Annotated in this window: 14 protein-coding genes; 2 read left to right on the top strand and 12 right to left on the bottom strand. The window is 47.1% G+C overall.

From position 1 onward, the window contains the following. Window position 1: 1 nt before the first annotated feature. The 5 genes from MHM94_RS05260 to MHM94_RS05280 all read right to left on the bottom strand — a co-directional run bounded on the left by MHM94_RS05260 (window position 2) and on the right by MHM94_RS05280 (window position 5,050). A complete protein-coding gene (locus MHM94_RS05260; protein WP_235418969.1) occupies window positions 2-766 on the bottom strand; it encodes a hypothetical protein in 765 nt (254 codons plus the stop codon). Between the two features lie 107 nt (window positions 767-873). Continuing rightward, window positions 874-2,148 (bottom strand): hypothetical protein, encoded by a 1,275-nt coding sequence (locus MHM94_RS05265; RefSeq protein WP_235418968.1) that lies wholly within the window; start codon window positions 2,146-2,148, stop codon window positions 874-876. 100 nt (window positions 2,149-2,248) lie between these two features. Next, window positions 2,249-3,457: an ABC transporter permease gene (locus MHM94_RS05270; protein WP_235418967.1), complete on the bottom strand. Its 1,209-nt coding sequence runs from the start codon at window positions 3,455-3,457 to the stop codon at window positions 2,249-2,251. Continuing rightward, a complete protein-coding gene (locus tag MHM94_RS05275; RefSeq protein WP_045978335.1) occupies window positions 3,450-4,241 on the bottom strand; it encodes an ATP-binding cassette domain-containing protein in 792 nt (263 codons plus the stop codon). The genes MHM94_RS05270 and MHM94_RS05275 overlap by 8 nt, the downstream gene beginning before the upstream one ends. Continuing rightward, window positions 4,241-5,050, bottom strand: coding sequence for a DUF3025 domain-containing protein (locus MHM94_RS05280; RefSeq protein WP_152440804.1), 810 nt, complete (start codon window positions 5,048-5,050; stop codon window positions 4,241-4,243). The genes MHM94_RS05275 and MHM94_RS05280 overlap by 1 nt, the downstream gene beginning before the upstream one ends. 108 nt (window positions 5,051-5,158) lie before the next feature. Between MHM94_RS05280 and MHM94_RS05285 the strand changes: the two genes are divergently transcribed. Together MHM94_RS05285 and MHM94_RS05290 are read left to right on the top strand one after the other, a co-directional pair. Further along, entirely contained in the window at window positions 5,159-6,787 is a 1,629-nt protein-coding gene (locus MHM94_RS05285; RefSeq protein WP_235418966.1) for a M28 family metallopeptidase, read from the top strand. A gap of 61 nt (window positions 6,788-6,848) precedes the next feature. Beyond that, window positions 6,849-8,024: a putative manganese transporter gene (locus MHM94_RS05290; protein ID WP_235418965.1), complete on the top strand. Its 1,176-nt coding sequence runs from the start codon at window positions 6,849-6,851 to the stop codon at window positions 8,022-8,024. A 42-nt stretch (window positions 8,025-8,066) separates the two neighbouring features. On the opposite strand, the gene MHM94_RS05295 is transcribed toward MHM94_RS05290, so the two are convergent. The 7 genes from MHM94_RS05295 to seqA all read right to left on the bottom strand — a co-directional run bounded on the left by MHM94_RS05295 (window position 8,067) and on the right by seqA (window position 15,999). Beyond that, window positions 8,067-8,432 carry a DUF805 domain-containing protein gene (locus MHM94_RS05295; RefSeq protein ID WP_022946553.1) on the bottom strand — a complete coding sequence of 122 codons (366 nt, stop codon included), beginning with the start codon at window positions 8,430-8,432 and terminating at the stop codon, window positions 8,067-8,069. A gap of 166 nt (window positions 8,433-8,598) precedes the next feature. Then, window positions 8,599-10,176, bottom strand: a complete 1,578-nt coding sequence (locus MHM94_RS05300; protein ID WP_235418964.1) for a dihydrolipoyllysine-residue acetyltransferase — start codon at window positions 10,174-10,176, stop codon at window positions 8,599-8,601. 10 nt (window positions 10,177-10,186) lie between these two features. Beyond that, window positions 10,187-11,164 carry a transketolase C-terminal domain-containing protein gene (locus MHM94_RS05305; protein WP_022946551.1) on the bottom strand — a complete coding sequence of 326 codons (978 nt, stop codon included), beginning with the start codon at window positions 11,162-11,164 and terminating at the stop codon, window positions 10,187-10,189. Continuing rightward, complete coding sequence (locus tag MHM94_RS05310; RefSeq protein WP_235418963.1) at window positions 11,164-12,381, bottom strand: thiamine pyrophosphate-dependent dehydrogenase E1 component subunit alpha; 1,218 nt, start codon at window positions 12,379-12,381, stop codon at window positions 11,164-11,166. Before MHM94_RS05310 ends, MHM94_RS05305 begins: the two co-directional genes overlap by 1 nt. A gap of 291 nt (window positions 12,382-12,672) precedes the next feature. Next, a complete protein-coding gene (astE, locus tag MHM94_RS05315; protein ID WP_022946549.1) occupies window positions 12,673-13,707 on the bottom strand; it encodes a succinylglutamate desuccinylase in 1,035 nt (344 codons plus the stop codon). 95 nt (window positions 13,708-13,802) lie between these two features. Beyond that, entirely contained in the window at window positions 13,803-15,443 is a 1,641-nt protein-coding gene (gene pgm, locus MHM94_RS05320) for a phosphoglucomutase (alpha-D-glucose-1,6-bisphosphate-dependent) (protein WP_138547355.1), read from the bottom strand. A 10-nt stretch (window positions 15,444-15,453) separates the two neighbouring features. After that, entirely contained in the window at window positions 15,454-15,999 is a 546-nt protein-coding gene (seqA, locus tag MHM94_RS05325) for a replication initiation negative regulator SeqA (protein WP_053910513.1), read from the bottom strand. Between the last annotated feature and the right edge of the window lie 64 nt (window positions 16,000-16,063).

The following is a 16,063-nucleotide window of genomic DNA, read 5'->3' on the forward strand; positions in this document are numbered from 1 at the left end:
TTTAGTTTGAGCTTTTCTGCTCGTTTAAATTTTGCAGGTACTCCATGAGGTTGAGAGTTTGTTCAGTGATGTCTTTTTTGAGATACCCCGTGGGCAAAGAAAAGGCCGACGGCTCTACGGCCCCCCATTTGTGCTTTTGTAGTGTCAATACATAGCCGCTATCAAGATCCTCAATGCGACTTGGAAGCGCATCGTGATCATAGGTAAATAAACGCAGTAACTCATCGACGTTGTCGGCCATTAATCCCAGTCCTGACTGGGGAATTTGCATCTGCTGCTCTAAACGATTTTTGAGCCACTCAAGCTCGGAGGTACTAAGTCGCGATTGCTCAGTCTGCACACGATATACCACAACCTCATCACGTACTCCTTGGTATTGCTGTGTATTTATTTTAGAGAAAGTGGCCGCACTGGGGTCGTTGCTAGGGTCGAGCATCATCTTCCATAACTGCTGCTCACTCTTGCCCATTCTCTCGGCCATAGCTTTAAGTTGGCTACTGGCATTTTCATAAAAAGGCTGAAAGTCGCGAAACAAGATCTGCTTGTGGCTATGAATAAGCACATACTGGCCCTCGCCTTCCCGGGTGATTTGCGATAACTGCATATCGGGCAAGCGGTAATGGTTGGCAATGGCCGAATTGGATATATGTAGCACCGCTTCACCGCGCTCATCGGTGTGGCGGTTGTCTACTTGATAAACGAGGGTAAGTGACTGGGCTGAAGCAGAGCTGGCTGCCATCGCCAGCCAGACCGATAATAAGCGCATGAATATCGTCCACTGATAAAGCAATCCTTTGAATAATGGACGATATTAGCAAACTAGGCTGCCAAGTAAAGCGCCGCTAAGGGCGCATGGCTGAAAAAGCCCTTTAACTATTTTCCTTCGCCGCTACCGTGAATATGGGTGAAGATATGACTAACTTGCGCATTATTTTGCGGTCCGCTATAGCCATGACATGCAAAACAATTAGCAGCGGGTTGCAGGCTACTTTTACCACTGTAACTCAACTCACCAAACCCTTGCTGAGCATTGGTCTCCATGGTGGTATTGGCAAGTTGAATAGAGCCTCGTTGATTCTCAAGGCTGCTGGATTGACTGGTATCACTGACCCACAATGCCCCAACTAACTTGTACTGGCTGAGTACCTGGAGCTCACTGCTATTAGGCAAGGCGGCAAAGCTGCTTTGTAACTGCTTATTAATGGTAGTGATATTAGCGCGATTTTTTGTCGCTTGATTATCCCCTTCACGTGTACCTTGTGCGTAGACTTGGCAAATTTCTGTTGGCGTGCCAGTTAAGGGGGTGCTGCCGGAGATATCCGCTGTTTTATTGAAGTCACAGCCCGCTTTCGGGTTAGGTAGGAAGCTTGCGCATTGGCTACTGGCAAAACTCCACCCTTGCGACGTTTGTGGCTTAGTTTGACAGTCGGGTGCGTTGCTACGGTGCTCGAACGTAGCCCAAATAAACTCTGGGTGCAGCGCCGTACTTTTTACTAAATGAAAACCCACCATACCGTAAATCTCGTCGCTCTCAAGCTTGCCGTTGGCGTTAGTATCAGATTGGATCCACACATAGTCGCTTTTCTCTTGTTCGCTGATCTTGCGCCAAGACGACTTTATCTCCGTCGTGCCAGCAGGCAGCGTTGTCGAGGTTGATGCAACATTACACATGTCTTTATTAAAGCGAGCCTCGTAGAGAACGACGTTACCTTGTTGGTCATAAATAACTGCGTCGTTGAGCGCCTGGTTGGTGCCGCTAGGCAAAGTGAAATCACTGCTGCTAGTGTGGCTGTCTTTCTGCGTGCGAATAAAGAGCTTTGACGCAACGGTGTTTGTTGCACAGGAGTTTTGTTCAGTCCCCAAAAACACGGGATATTGGCCGGAATCAAGGAAATTGCGTGTCGATTGTGGCGCTGCCATTAGATTGATAAACCACTGCCAAGAAAATTGATAAAACTGGCATAGGTTCTCACCATCCCCCGGTATTTCTGCCGGTGGGTTACTGGGGTTGGTAACCCATTGCTGACTGGCCTTGCAAAACAGCGGATCACCGCTTTGGATTTCATCAGCCACTGGGGTCGCATTGTTACAGCCACTAAGCACCAGCGCGATGCTAGTCGCCAAGATGAGCGGTTGGGTAAGATTCATGACGGTTCCTTCTATACCATTTAGCGTAGAGCTGAGTATAGAAGGAACGTCTTATATAGATATTACATCGGGTAACAATTAGTTAACCAAATTACCTAATTTAGCGAAATAGTACATCCTCTTTATTAAACCAGTAGGTACAAAATGCCAGTAACGCCCCGGCAAGCACCACGGTGGCTGCAAAGATAAGTCCCACTAAGCCCAAATCAACTGTGCCTTTAATGATCTCTTTGATAGCCAAGCATATATTAGTGATAGGGATCAGTGCTGTTTTAGCGGTCAATTCCATATTCGGCATGATGGCGACAATGATAGGGATGAACACTAAAAATGACAGCGGCGACATGTAGTTTTGTGCTTCTTTAAAGCTGCGCGCATAAATAGAAATGGTCAGCGCTAAAGAGCCAAAAATCGCGGCAACCGGAATTAATAGCAACAAAATCAATAGTAAGTCGGTCACCATTACCGTACCAAAGGCTTCTTTAAGCATATCAAGCTCAATAAATTGCCCAGCTAGGGTGATCCATAAGCCAAAACTGAGCACTGTGACCATGGCACTGGTAATGCCACTGCAAAATACCGTCAAGAATTTACCGAGCACCACTTGAGTACGTGATAGAGGCGTCAATAACAGGGTCTCCAGAGTACCGCGCTCTTTTTCACCGGCCCCTAAGTCAATGGCCGGATACATAGCGCCCGTCAGCACTAAAGGTAGCAGCAGATAAGGGATATAGGCACCGATTTTCTCACCGAGATTCTCGCGCTGATCTGCGGTATTGACCTTCTCAAGCTCAATGGGCTGTAGCAACGCCGCCTGGGCATCTTCACTGACCCCAAGCTCAATAAGCTTGGCACTTTGTAGTTGCTGCGCGTATTTGTCCGCTACTTCTTTCAAGTTGGTAAATAAGAAGTTGATAGTTTGCGCATCATTAAATATAACTTGCCAGGTGCTTTGCTCACCGTTATCCAGCGCACCTTGTGCATCCTGTGGAATGTAAATACCGACATCAATGGTCCCGGCTTCCACCGCCGCTTTTAAGTCATCAATGCTCTGGTATGAATGCTTTTGTTCAAGCTCTTTAAAGCTTTTATGAAAAAAAACTTCCTTCGCGAAAGGCTCTGCATATTGGGCATTAACGATGGCATATGTGTGCACTTCCTGCTTGGCCTCAAGCGCGGCCTGCGATGCTAAAAAGCCAATAAGCGCAAAAATTATCGGAAAAATAAGCAGCGGCAGCGCAACCACGAACATCAGCGTTTTTCTATCGCGTAACAGCTCTTTTATTTCCTTTAAAAATACTTCATACATGGCGATGATCCTCAAGAATATTCATAAACGCGTCGTTCAGGGCTGTCGCGCGCCCTTGCTCGCTAAACTGCGCTAAGGTGCCGTCAAAGCAAGTGACCCCTAAGTCAATGACACTGACACGGTCACACAATAACGCAACCTCATCGAGATGATGGGTTGAGAAAATCACCGGTGTGCCCTGCTCTTTAAGGCCTTTAATAAAGTTAATCACCGTTTGCGTGGTCATAATATCTAAGCCTGTGGTGGGCTCATCCAATATCACCACATCGGGCTTATGTACCACGGCTCTGGCGATATTGGTTTTTTGCTTCATTCCAGTAGACAGGTTATCGGCTCGTTTATCCAAAAAGCTGTGCATATCCAATAAGGTAAATAGCTCTTCACAACGCTCAGCGAGCGCCGAACCTCTCAGACCATGGAGTTTGGCGAAGTACTCAACATTTTCTTTCGCTGTTAAGCGCCCATATAAGCCTGTTGACCCCGAGAGAAAACCAATGGCTTTGCGCCCCGCTAAGGGCTTTTTAACCGCGTCCACGCCATTGACTTCAATGCTTCCCGAGTCGGGCTTTAATGCGGTTGATAGCATTCGTAGCGTGGTGGTTTTACCGGCGCCATTAGGCCCAAGTAATCCCAGTACTTCACCTTGATTGCAATGAAAGCTGACATCGCGTACCGAATGGAAAAAGTCTTTGTCTTCACGTGGATCTTGCTGCGACTCTTTGACATTTTTCTTATGGTCTTTGGTGAGTTTGAACTTTTTCTGTAGCCCATTCACTCTTATCATTATTTTGTGTTCCTTCGTTTTGGTCGAAAGTAGTCCGTATTGGCATAAAAATTTGGGTCGACATTATCGTCATACCATCCCGGTACCCCGAGCAAGGGAAGCGGGGATAGCTGCGAGTTATCAGCCAACACATTTTGCTCAGCTATCATCTCATATAGGCGCGCATCGAGGTAGCGGTATTGGGCACTTAAATCTTTACAAAATATATCAGCGTCAACGTCGATAAATAACGCTTTCCCCGTTAAGCCAATAAACGGCTGTGTCAGCATTTCATAATTAGCATGGCCAAAGGTATAGGCACGAATGCTATGTTGCCACTGCTCTTTGCGCTCTACAAACACCTCCTGCCACTGGTGTTGGCGAAAGGCGGTTATCCAACTGGGGTCACTCACCGCTAATACCACGGCACATTCATCAAATAAGGTCAGTGCATTACGGGTTTTACTGCGCTTAGAGCAGGTTTGCAGGGCCATTTCCTCAATATGTAAGCGATTGAGTAAGGCCTTGGTTTTAGGAAATAGCCGCCATATATAGGCACCAAACAGATCATGCCAGTTTTCGCTGCGCGTGGGGACTTTGCCAGTTTCATAAATGAACTGCTCATAATAGCGCCCATCCAGTTCAAACTCGCTATTGGCTATAAATTCTATGGCCAAACCTTGGGCGTTCACCAATTGATGTTGGTTTAACTCACTTAAACTCGGCCAGTCGCGATATTGCTCTAAAGCAAACAGGGCGTTGAGGTGGGCAAATGCACCACCTTGTAAACAATCAGTGCGCCACTGTGGATAGGGGGTAAAACGTTTCATTACTGCTTATTTTAACCGTAAATTTTGCCTAGTTTAGCGCAAAAACTGGTGTAATTTCATCGCTATCCTTATACTGGCTGTCGTCTTATAGCAATGAAATGAATAAATATGAAACGCTATTTCCCACTGACTTTACTTGCCGGCGGCATCCTTGCTGGCTGTGCAAGCACACAAATTACTGAACAAGACGTTATGGCGGGCTGGAACAGCATCAACGCTGAACAACTCGCGCAGCACGTTAAAACACTGGCTTCCGATGAGTTTGGCGGACGTGCTCCGTCAACCAAAGGCGAAGAGCTTACGCTGGCTTATCTCACGGAACAATTTACGGCCCTAGGCTTTAAGCCCGGCAATGGTGATAGCTTCTTACAAGAAGTGCCGCTGGTGTCGATTGAAGCGGACCCCAATATGACCCTTAATATTGGTGGTAAAGACTACCAATATAAAAAAGACATGGTCATGGGGACCAGCCGTATTAGTGCTAAAGAAGCCATCAACGATTCTGAGCTGGTATTTGTTGGCTATGGTGTGAATGCCCCAGAATATGGCTGGAACGACTATGAAGGCCTTGATGTAAAAGGCAAGACCGTGGTGATGCTAGTTAACGACCCAGGGTTTGCGACCAAAGATCCGGAGTTATTCACCGGCGATGCCATGACCTACTATGGCCGCTGGACATATAAATACGAAGAAGCAAGCCGCCAAGGCGCTGCTGGTGCTATTATTGTGCACGAGACCGCACCTGCATCTTACCCGTGGTCGGTGGTCGAAAACTCGTGGAGCGGCCCCCAGTTTGGTTTCCAAAAAGATAACAATAATATGGACCGCGTAGCGGTTGAAGGCTGGGTGACTGTGGATGTAGCCAAAGAGCTATTCGCAAAAGCCGGTCTGGATTTTGACCAAGCTAAGCAACGCGCAAGCGAAGGTGCTTACCATGTTGATATGGGCGATTTAACTGCCAGCGTTGAAGTAAACAGCGAAATCAAAAAATCGATTTCCTATAACTTTATCGCCACGCTACCGGGCAGCACGAAACCTGATGAGCACGTTATCTACTCCGCGCACTGGGATCACTTAGGAACCGATAAGAATCGTAAGGGCGACCAGATTTATAATGGCGCACATGATAATGCCACCGGTACTGGCGGTATGATTGAAGTTGCTGAAGCCTTTGCCACATTGCCCAAAAACCCAGACCGTTCAATGACGTTTTTAGCCGTTACTGCTGAAGAGCAAGGTCTGTTAGGGGCAAAATACTACGCTGCTAACCCGGTTATCGATATCGATAAAACCGTTGCCAATATCAATATGGACAGCTTGAACCTACTCGGTAAGGTTAAAGACATCAGCGTTGTGGGCATGGGTAAGTCTGAACTTGATGATATGCTAAGCGAAGCCGCTAAAATGCAGCAGCGCAGTGTGTCTGGTGACCCTAAACCAAGCTCAGGTGGGTATTATCGCTCTGATCACTTTGCCTTTGCCAACATGGGTGTGCCAGCGATGTATGCCGGAGGTGGCAGTGAGCCTGCAGATGCGCAAACGGCTAAGTACCGTAAACGTATGGGCCTAGTGTTGCGCGGCTGTTATCACCAACCTTGCGATCGCTACCGCGATGAATGGGATTTATCCGGTGCAGTACAGGATTTGCAGCTGTTCTATAAAGTGGGCTATGACATCTCACAGCAAAGCGAATGGCCGCAGTGGTATGCAGACGCGGAGTTCCAAAGATCTAAATAGGTTTAATTATCATTTAGATTAAACTATAGTGTAACCTAGTTTATGATCTAGGTTACACATTATGCCCGTATCGACTCTCTCACCCTGTGTTCTTACAACCAATTGGATGAAAGTCATTAATAAACGGTTATTTTTCCCTCTTGGTTTGGCGCTACTGTTGGCCTTACCTAGCACCCGCGAACTGACGTTAACGGCGCTCAGTGATGCGTTCTTTCAGGTCAGTGTCTTTGTCGCTGCTACCCTACTGCTCTACTACCTGCTGATAAAGCGTTATCCTTTACTGGAATTAGGCCAGTTTTCTCAGCGTTACCCTAAATTTGAAGTGTTATTCGCGGCGTTCTTAGGCGCATTGCCTGGCTGTGGTGGCGCCATTATTGTCGTAACCCAATTTACCCGGGGGCAAGTCAGTTTCGGTGCCGTTGTTGCGGTGTTAAGCGCCACAATGGGGGATGCTGCCTTTTTGCTCTTGGCAGCCAGTCCTTTTGATGCCCTGTTAGTCCTTGCTATTAGCCTGGTGGCGGGCACGTTAATGGGCACGCTAGTTAATAAAATACATGCCGATATCGAGTTTCACCATAAAAAACCAGACCCCGATGTATTGCAAGGCAAACCTGCAAGCCCGCTATTGATGGCGACAAAGCAAATATGGATATGGGCATTACCATTACTATTACTTGTTGCCCTCGTTTTGGCGTTTAATATCGAGCCGGCAACCCTATTCCAAGGTGCCGATACCATGGTGCTGTATGGCGGTAGTTTTTTAGCGGTGGCGTCGATGCTGGTGTGGGCGCTCACCAAAAATGAGGGTAATTATCAATCTATTGCCTGTGAAGACTGTCCGCCCGAGCCAGAATCTGCAACTCTTAAGGCCATACAAGATACCCACTTTATTACTGTATGGGTGGTGGCTGCGTTTATTACGTTTGAACTTGTCAGCACCCTCGCAGGGCTTGATTTAGCGGTGTGGTTTAATCAGTATGCACTCTGGACACCCTTAATCGCTGCGCTGATTGGTTTAATTCCTGGTTGTGGCCCGCAGATTGTTGTCACTGGCCTATACCTTCAAGGTGGGCTCCCATTCAGTGCCTTGTTGGCCAATGCCATCTCAAATGATGGGGATGCCTTATTCCCTGCCATCGCCCTGTCACCCAAGGCCGCATTTATTGCTACAGTCTATACCTTGATACCGGCGCTCGTTTTAGGCTATGGCTGGTATTTTATAAACCAGTGGACATAAAAAAAGCCGGTACTAAACCGGCTCTATATATCTCGTTATCAATTAGGCAGTAGCGCCTTCGATATCACCTTCTTTAGGGTTTGCACCCCAATCGTTGTCACCTTCTTGGCTGTCTTGCGCAAGGAAGATAATAACTACGATAAAACCGATAATTGGAATAAGGTAAAGTAGTTGCCACCAACCAGAACGGCCAGTATCGTGTAAGCGACGAGCACCCGCAGCTAAACTTGGAACAAGTAGCACTAACGAGTAGATTGAACCGATAAAAGCCGTGCCTAAAACGCCATCAATCACCGCAGTAACGATGCTAAAGATGAAGTTGAATAAAAAGAACATCCAGTAAGCTTTACGACGGATACGGCCTTTAAAATCAGCAAAGCGTTGAAACGCTTCAATATAATAGTTCATCACTATTTTCCTATTAGTTATTTTGAAATTCCTTTGTCCTGAGCGATGTACGTCAGAGCAAGCCACCTTTGCAGCGCAAAAGTTAGGATAATAATAGAGGAAAATGGCTATAAAAAAAACTAGCCGGAGCTAGTTTTTTCAGTTTTTGTTCAGCTAATTGGACCAGTTAGCGCATTGCCATCAGCATTTTACTTGGCTGCTCTAGGAAATCTTTCCATAGATTATTAAAGCGGGCGATGGTGCCGCCATCAATTACACGGTGATCCCCTGACCAACTGACCTGCATTATTGCACGCGCTTCAACATCACCGGCTTCGTTAAAACGCGGCAATTGCTGTACTTTACCAAGGGCAACAATGGCTACTTCAGGCTTATTGATAATCGGTGTGGCCGTCGTGCCGCCAATAGCACCGATGTTAGAAATAGAGATAGTCCCTGATTTCAAATCGGCTGGCGCTACACGCCCTTCTCGGGCACTGTCAGTAAGGCGAGTTACTTCGTTAGCGACATCAACAATCGATTTGCTCTGCACTTGTTTTACATTGGGTACCAGCAATCCAAGTTTAGAGTCAACGGCCATGCCAATATTGTGGTCATCGAAATAAGTTAACTCGGTACACTCATCATTGACTTGCGCGTTTAGCACCGGGAATTCTTGCATCGCCAGTGATAGCGCCTTGATGAAAAATGGCATCATAGTTAACTTCACCCCTTGCTGCTTATACTGCTCTTTGAGCGTTCCGCGCAATGCGATTAAGTCCGTAAGGTCGATTTCGTCACTGTATGTAAAGTGCGGAATAGTGGAAACCGACGCCGACATCTGCTTCGCCATGGCCGCTTTCATGCCTTTAATTGGCTCTACACGAGACCCGCCACTTTGTTGATTGGCGTTACTCGATGTAGTGTTGCTTGGCCCTTGCTGCGAAGCACTTTGCGCTGTGTCACCAGATGCCAAGAAGCGTTCAATGTCTTCTTTGTATACACGGCCATTTTTACCGCTGCCAGGAACTTTGCTGATGTCAATATCATGCTCACGCGCACGGCGACGCACAGCAGGTGATGCTAATGCTTTTCCTTGGGCAACAGAGGTGTCAGTATTGGCCTCTGACGCTGCTTCATTGTGCTGTGATTGCGCTGCCGAGTCGGTGCTCTCGCTACGTTGCTCAGCGTGTGCCGAACCGGCAATTTCCATTTGGAATAGCGGGCTGTGCACCTTAGCAATATCACCCTTTTGATAATAGAGCTTCACCACTTGACCGTCGTACTTAGCAGGGATTTGTACCAACGCCTTGTCGGTCATCACATCACATACCGCTTGGTCTTCTTTAATGGTATCGCCTTCACTCACCAACCATTCAACTATTTCACACTCGACAATGCCCTCGCCAATATCAGGCAAGATAAAGTCCTCGCGCTGAGTACCCGCGCTGTTAGACGTTGCACTCGCTTGCTTTACTTCCGGCTCTTGCTCGGTGCTCTGCGCCTTGGAGCTGTCTTCTTGCTCGCCGTTTACATCCATTGCAAACAATGGTTGATGCACTTTAGCAATATCCCCTTTGGCATAATAAAGCTCAGTGATCACGCCATCATGTACCGCTGGGATTTGCACTAGGGCTTTGTCAGTCATGACATCGCAAATGGGTTGATCTTCTTTGACTTCGTCACCGACTGCCACAAGCCACTCAACCACTTCACATTCAACAATGCCTTCACCAATATCTGGTAAAATAAAATCTTTTGCCATGATTATCCCCTTAAAACTCAACCGCGTTTTTAATGGCTTCGAATACCTTCAGCGCATCTGGAATATATTCTTTTTCTAATGCTAATGGATACGGTGTATCCAAGCCACACACACGCGTGATGGGTGATTCCAAGTAAAGGAAGCATTGTTGCTGTATGGTCGCCACAATCTCGGCGCCAAAACCGTTAGTAATAGGCGCTTCATGACTCACCACGAGTCGACCTGTCTTTTTCACAGACTCAGCAACGGTATCGACGTCCCAGGGAAGGATGCTGCGCAAGTCTATCAGCTCCACACTGATCCCCTGCTCTTTAGCTTTCTCAGCCGCTGCTGCAATGATTTCCATCTGTGCACCCCAGGCCAATACAGTCACGTCTTTACCTTCTTGCACCACTTCGGCTTTGCCCAGCTCAATGGTGTAATCTTCCTCGGGCACTTCGCCAGTAGAGGCCCGATAGAGACGCTTTGGTTCGAAGAACAGCACTGGGTTGTCATCTTTGATGGCAGCGCGCAGTAAGCCTTTGGCTTGGTATGGGTTACGCGGTACTACAATCTTTAACCCCGGGGTGTGCGCAAAATACGCTTCAGGCGATTGCGAGTGGTATAAACCTCCGGCAATGCCACCACCATAAGGTGTACGAATGGTAAGATTACCGACATTAAACTCGTTACCGCTGCGGTAACGGAACTTCGCTGACTCATTAACGATTTGGTCAAACGCAGGGAAAATGTAATCCGCAAATTGAATTTCAGCAATCGCTGGCGCACCGAACGCAGCTAAACCATTGGCGAATCCGGCAATCCCTTGTTCGGTTAGCGGCGTGTTGAATACCCGGTGTTTCCCGTATTTCTCTTGTAATCCGGACGTGGCCCGAAATACACCGCCAAAGTAGCCAACATCCTCACCGAAAATACAGGCATGGTCGTGCTCTGCCATGGTGATATCCAATGCCGAGTTGATAGCATGAAGCATGTTCATTGTTTTCATTATTTCAATCTCCCTGCTGTTGTTGGATAGGCATCGGGGTACTTCTTAATATGAGTCTTTAATTCATTGTATTGCTTTTCAAGACTCGGGATGGGCGTGTCATACACGTCGCTAATAAGGTCTTCCAACGGTGGCTTAGCCACTTTCTCTGCGGCCTTTAATGCTTCAAGAATTTGCTCACGCACTTTCTCTTTAACTTGCTCGTCTTCTTGTTCATCAAGCCAGCCTTTACTCAGCAACCAATTGCGAAAACGTGCGACTGGACAGTTTTCACGAAAGCCCGCTTCTTCATCTTTAGAGCGGTAGCCGCTCGGGTCATCCGAAGTTGAGTGCGCCCCTAAACGGTAAGCGAGGGATTCAATTAGCACAGGTTCACCGGTTTCGGTGGCAATTTCACGTGCCTTTTTGGTCGCCGCATAAACGGCTAAGGCATCGGCTCCATCTACACGGATAGCTTTAATACCATAACCCACACCACGCGATGCAATACCGTCGCCGGCAAACTGCTCATCGGCGGGGGTGGAAATCGCATAACCGTTGTTACGAGCAAAAAATAGCACTGGCGCTTTATGTACAGCGGCCATATTTAACCCGGCATGAAAATCACCCTCTGATGCCGCCCCTTCGCCAAAATAGCAAATGGTGACATTATCAATAGTGCTATCGAGCTCGCCGGAGTCTTTGTTGACGTGCTTCAGTTTCTGCCCATAAGCATACCCAGTCGCTTGTGGGATTTGCGTGCCCAGCGGTGACGAAATGGTCATGTAGTTGAGCTCACGTGAGCCATAATGGATTGGCATTTGGCGGCCTTTACCCAAGTCCTGCTCGTTGGAGAACATCTGATTCATGAACTGCTCTAGGGTAAAACCTCGGTAGCGTAGCGCCGCCTGCTCACGATACTGCGCCATGATCATATCATTATCATCAAGCGCCGCCGCACTGGCGGTTACCGCAGCTTCCTCACCTAAACACTGCATATAAAAGCTGACACGCCCTTGGCGTTGTGCTGCTTGCATACGCTCGTCTAAAGCACGAATGAAGCGCATGGTATCGTATATTCTTAGCGCTGTTTGCTTATCAATTTCTGGCTCTTTTGCGCCCTCAAGCACACTACCTTGTTCACTAAGAACGCGATAAGTAGGCACATCGAGGCCATGGCCATCAATAAATTCTAGTTCGTGATTAATATTCAACGAAACATTATTGGGGTTAGTCATAACCTTCCCTTCTGTTGTTGTCACCAAGCTAAGCGTTGAGATGTTGTTATTGTTGCTTTGCTGAAAGACTAACTTGCAATAGTTAGTCTTTCAGTTAGTAAATAGTGGTCTAAATCTTCCACTACACGCGCTTAGTTTAAATTATGCTGCCGCCACTTTACGTCAACGTAAAGGTATATTCAACTAATGATAGCCGAATATTCACATCATTGAGAATGGGGCCTTGGCAAGTTCCGTGTACGCTCCGTAACATATTGAAATAAATGGATATTACGGAGCAAAGTGGTCGGATCAGATGAACTCATCGGTGAGTTTTGTGGGGACAACTGTGAGCAAAGCTCGTTGCCCCAATGCGACTTTGGCGTTAGGGAAAATAATCGCCTCACCCTCTACCTCGGCACGAATTTCTTGCTCACCATCATGACCTAATAATTCACCTTTGGCGAAGCCAGTGAAATTAGGCACATCGTCGGCAAAGGTAAAGCTGAAATCTTCATGGTGGCGATTAATGGTGCGATACACCGAAAATAACTCAACATCATCCGCATGAAGTTCAGGGTAAGTCACAGTTTCTTGCGTGATCAATGCCTCAAGGGTGGCTTTGGCTTTAGCGAAACGGCTCATGTCGTTGTCACCAAAAGGACGCACTTTCCCTAATTCAATAGTGAACGCATCTGCATCAAAATGACGGGAAGAAAAATAACTGAAGGTGGATGCGGGTTCAGACATTAGCAACACCGTTTGTACACCACAACTAAGCAAAAACTGTAGTTGTTCTCGTTTATGGGGTTTACCATGTAAAAACGGATACACTGCAAATTTCTCGTTCTTGGAGTCGCGAATCGCGGTATGCAGGTCATAATGTGCACGATAGCGCCCTTGCCCCGCCATGGTAAAGAACTGCTCTACATAGTGCTCAAGCTTTTTCGCGCGCTGACGCTCAGGGTTATCTACCCCACCCTCGCTGTGCTTGCCGCAGAATAGACGATTAAGGTTTTCATCGACAAAACGCTGACCAATATTAATTGATTTCGGATTACCAAAAATGAACAGCACACGGTGAGTTAAGGTAATGTGTTCAGCGATAATGGCTTGGATCAGTTGATCACAAATTTCTATAGGCGCAGTTTCATTGCCATGCACGGCACTGGAGAAAACAAAATCCTTATCACCGTATTGCGCTGGAGTGAATTCAATGACTCCTGTGTCAAGGACCTTTACAATTGTGCCATTATCAAGCGTGAACTGCTCTGGCGGCAGATTGAATTCATTTTCACGGGTTATGCTAAGGAAGTCACCGGTCTCTTTCAGACGCTGTAAATACATAGTACACCTTTATTGTGAGAGCTTCGCCGCCTATCGGCAGCGTTATCAAGATAAACAGTAAAAAGCCAGTCGAACGACTGGCTTATATGAGCGGGTTAAGCAATGGCGTTATCAACCAACGCCTTGGCTGCTTGTTCTAATTGTTGTAAATGTTCTTCACCTTGGAAGGACTCAAGGTAAATCTTGTAAATGTCTTCGGTGCCCGACGGTCTGGCCGCAAACCAACCATTTTCAGTCACTACTTTTAGACCACCAATCGGAGCATCATTGCCTGGCGCATGAGTCAGCTTGGCTGTGATCGCGTCTCCGGCCAGTTCAGTGGCCGTAATGGCCTCAGCACTGAGTGCTTTCAGTTTCGCTTTTTGCTCACTATTAGCAGGGGCGTCAATGCGTTTGTAAACAGGCTCACCAAATTTTTCCACTAGCTGCTGGTAATACTGCGAAGGCGTTTTGCCGGTAACGGCGAGAATCTCAGCAGCAAGTAACCCCATAACAAATCCGTCTTTATCGGTGTTCCATACCGAGCCGTCTAAGCGTAGATACGAAGCTCCGGCACTTTCTTCACCGCCGAAGCACAATTCGCTGCTGTGCAAACCATCAACAAACCATTTAAAGCCCACAGGGACTTCAAACAAGGTTTTACCGTGGCTTTGTACCACTTTATCAATCATCGCACTGGAAACCAGGGTTTTACCGACTTTCACATCGCCCGGCCACGCGCTGCGATGAGTCAATAGGTAATCAATAGCGACGGCAAGAAAGTGGTTGGGATTCATCAACCCGTCTGGGGTAACAATACCGTGGCGGTCATAATCTGGGTCGTTACCAATGCCAATATCGAAGCGGTCTTTTAGTGCGACCAAATTGGTCATCGCATAAGGGGATGAGCAATCCATTCGGATTTTGCCATCTTTATCTTGTGGCATAAACGCAAAACGAGGGTCTATCGCGTCGTTCACAACCGTGAGGTTTAATCCGTATTGCTTGGCAATATGCGGCCAATAATGAATTCCCGAACCACCGAGGGGGTCGATACCTATGGTGATCCCTGATTTGGCGATCGCGTGCATATCAACGACATTGGCTAAATCAGCAACAAATGGGGTTATTAAGTCCACGTATTTGATAAAACCAGAGCGCACGGCCTTAGCAAAGGGGAAAAGCTCCACTTCCACCAGATCTTCAATGAGTAACTGATTCGCTCTATCTTCAATCCATTTTGTGGCGTTGGTATCAGCGGGCCCACCATTAGGTGGATTATATTTAAAACCACCATCTTGAGGTGGATTATGTGAGGGCGTCACCACAATGCCGTCAGCCAATTCATGTGGGTGGGCTTTATTATGGCTCACTACCGCATGGCTTATCACCGGAGTGGGCGTAAAGTCATCGTCTTGCTGGGTAATGATTTGCACTTCGTTGGCAACCAATACCTCAATGGCAGAATTAAACGCCGACTCCGACAACGCATGCGTATCTTTGCCTAAAAACAGTGGCCCGAAAATATTCTCTTTTTTGCGGTAATCACAAATAGCCTGGGTAATAGCCAAAATGTGAGATTCATTAAATTGCGTATTAAAAGAACAACCACGATGACCGGAAGTACCAAATGCGACCCGGTGCTCTGGAAATTGCTCCACATCAGGCTCGTTGAGATAATAAGCGCTCATTAATTTAGGTACATTAACAAGATCGGCTTGCTTGGCGAGTTTTCCGGCATTGGGGTGAAGGGCCATACCTGATTCCTTATAAATAGTCGCGAATAGTTTCTGCTTGCTCTTTAGTGTAACCCAGCTCTAACGCCGCTTCATGCAACATCATTTTCTTACGGGTGGTATTAGAGTTGGTCATTACCCAAAAAGGACTGTCATCGATATTCTTTGGGTTTAGACTGCTACCACTGGCCTGCAACTCCTCTTTACTTTTACCAAAGTATCGACGGTCACGGCCTTTAATATTCAGTACGCGGTGGAATGTGGTTTTATGGGTGCGGTGCAGCGCTGCAAGAATAAACAAGAAGCGGCCAACAACGCCCTTTTGCATCGCCAATTCTTCTTTATTAAGAATGTCGAACACGCTAGCTTGGCTATCATCAGCTTCAGCTATGGGCTGCGCTTGCTGCTGCTCGGGCTCATCGCTTACATCGGTTTCTACAGTGGCTGGCGCAGCTACGGGCGCTGCGCTTTGCAAATTCAATAAACGACGCAAAATCTCAGAGGCACTTTCGCCAATGCTTTGGGTATTGCTGGCAATATATTGGTATAGCTCGTCGTCTATTTCTATTTTTTTCATGATATTCCTGTCATTACTGCCAAGTTTACAAATGCTTTGCAGAATTATACCCAAGTTACCTGAA

The sequence above is a fragment of the Pseudoalteromonas sp. CNAT2-18.1 genome (assembly GCF_022347865.1).
GTDB classification, from domain to species: domain Bacteria; phylum Pseudomonadota; class Gammaproteobacteria; order Enterobacterales; family Alteromonadaceae; genus Pseudoalteromonas; species Pseudoalteromonas ruthenica.

What these genes read in the sequence shown, in the direction of transcription:
- MHM94_RS05260 (WP_235418969.1), bottom strand. Translation starts at nt 766, where the DNA reads ATGCGCTTATTATCGGTCTGGCTGGCGATGGCAGCCAGCTCTGCTTCA.
- MHM94_RS05265 (WP_235418968.1), bottom strand. Translation starts at nt 2,148, where the DNA reads ATGAATCTTACCCAACCGCTCATCTTGGCGACTAGCATCGCGCTGGTG.
- MHM94_RS05270 (WP_235418967.1), bottom strand. Translation starts at nt 3,457, where the DNA reads ATGTATGAAGTATTTTTAAAGGAAATAAAAGAGCTGTTACGCGATAGA.
- MHM94_RS05275 (WP_045978335.1), bottom strand. Translation starts at nt 4,241, where the DNA reads ATGATAAGAGTGAATGGGCTACAGAAAAAGTTCAAACTCACCAAAGAC.
- MHM94_RS05280 (WP_152440804.1), bottom strand. Translation starts at nt 5,050, where the DNA reads ATGAAACGTTTTACCCCCTATCCACAGTGGCGCACTGATTGTTTACAA.
- MHM94_RS05285 (WP_235418966.1), top strand. Translation starts at nt 5,159, where the DNA reads ATGAAACGCTATTTCCCACTGACTTTACTTGCCGGCGGCATCCTTGCT.
- MHM94_RS05290 (WP_235418965.1), top strand. Translation starts at nt 6,849, where the DNA reads ATGCCCGTATCGACTCTCTCACCCTGTGTTCTTACAACCAATTGGATG.
- MHM94_RS05295 (WP_022946553.1), bottom strand. Translation starts at nt 8,432, where the DNA reads ATGAACTATTATATTGAAGCGTTTCAACGCTTTGCTGATTTTAAAGGC.
- MHM94_RS05300 (WP_235418964.1), bottom strand. Translation starts at nt 10,176, where the DNA reads ATGGCAAAAGATTTTATTTTACCAGATATTGGTGAAGGCATTGTTGAA.
- MHM94_RS05305 (WP_022946551.1), bottom strand. Translation starts at nt 11,164, where the DNA reads ATGAAAACAATGAACATGCTTCATGCTATCAACTCGGCATTGGATATC.
- MHM94_RS05310 (WP_235418963.1), bottom strand. Translation starts at nt 12,381, where the DNA reads ATGACTAACCCCAATAATGTTTCGTTGAATATTAATCACGAACTAGAA.
- astE (WP_022946549.1), bottom strand. Translation starts at nt 13,707, where the DNA reads ATGTATTTACAGCGTCTGAAAGAGACCGGTGACTTCCTTAGCATAACC.
- pgm (WP_138547355.1), bottom strand. Translation starts at nt 15,443, where the DNA reads ATGGCCCTTCACCCCAATGCCGGAAAACTCGCCAAGCAAGCCGATCTT.
- seqA (WP_053910513.1), bottom strand. Translation starts at nt 15,999, where the DNA reads ATGAAAAAAATAGAAATAGACGACGAGCTATACCAATATATTGCCAGC.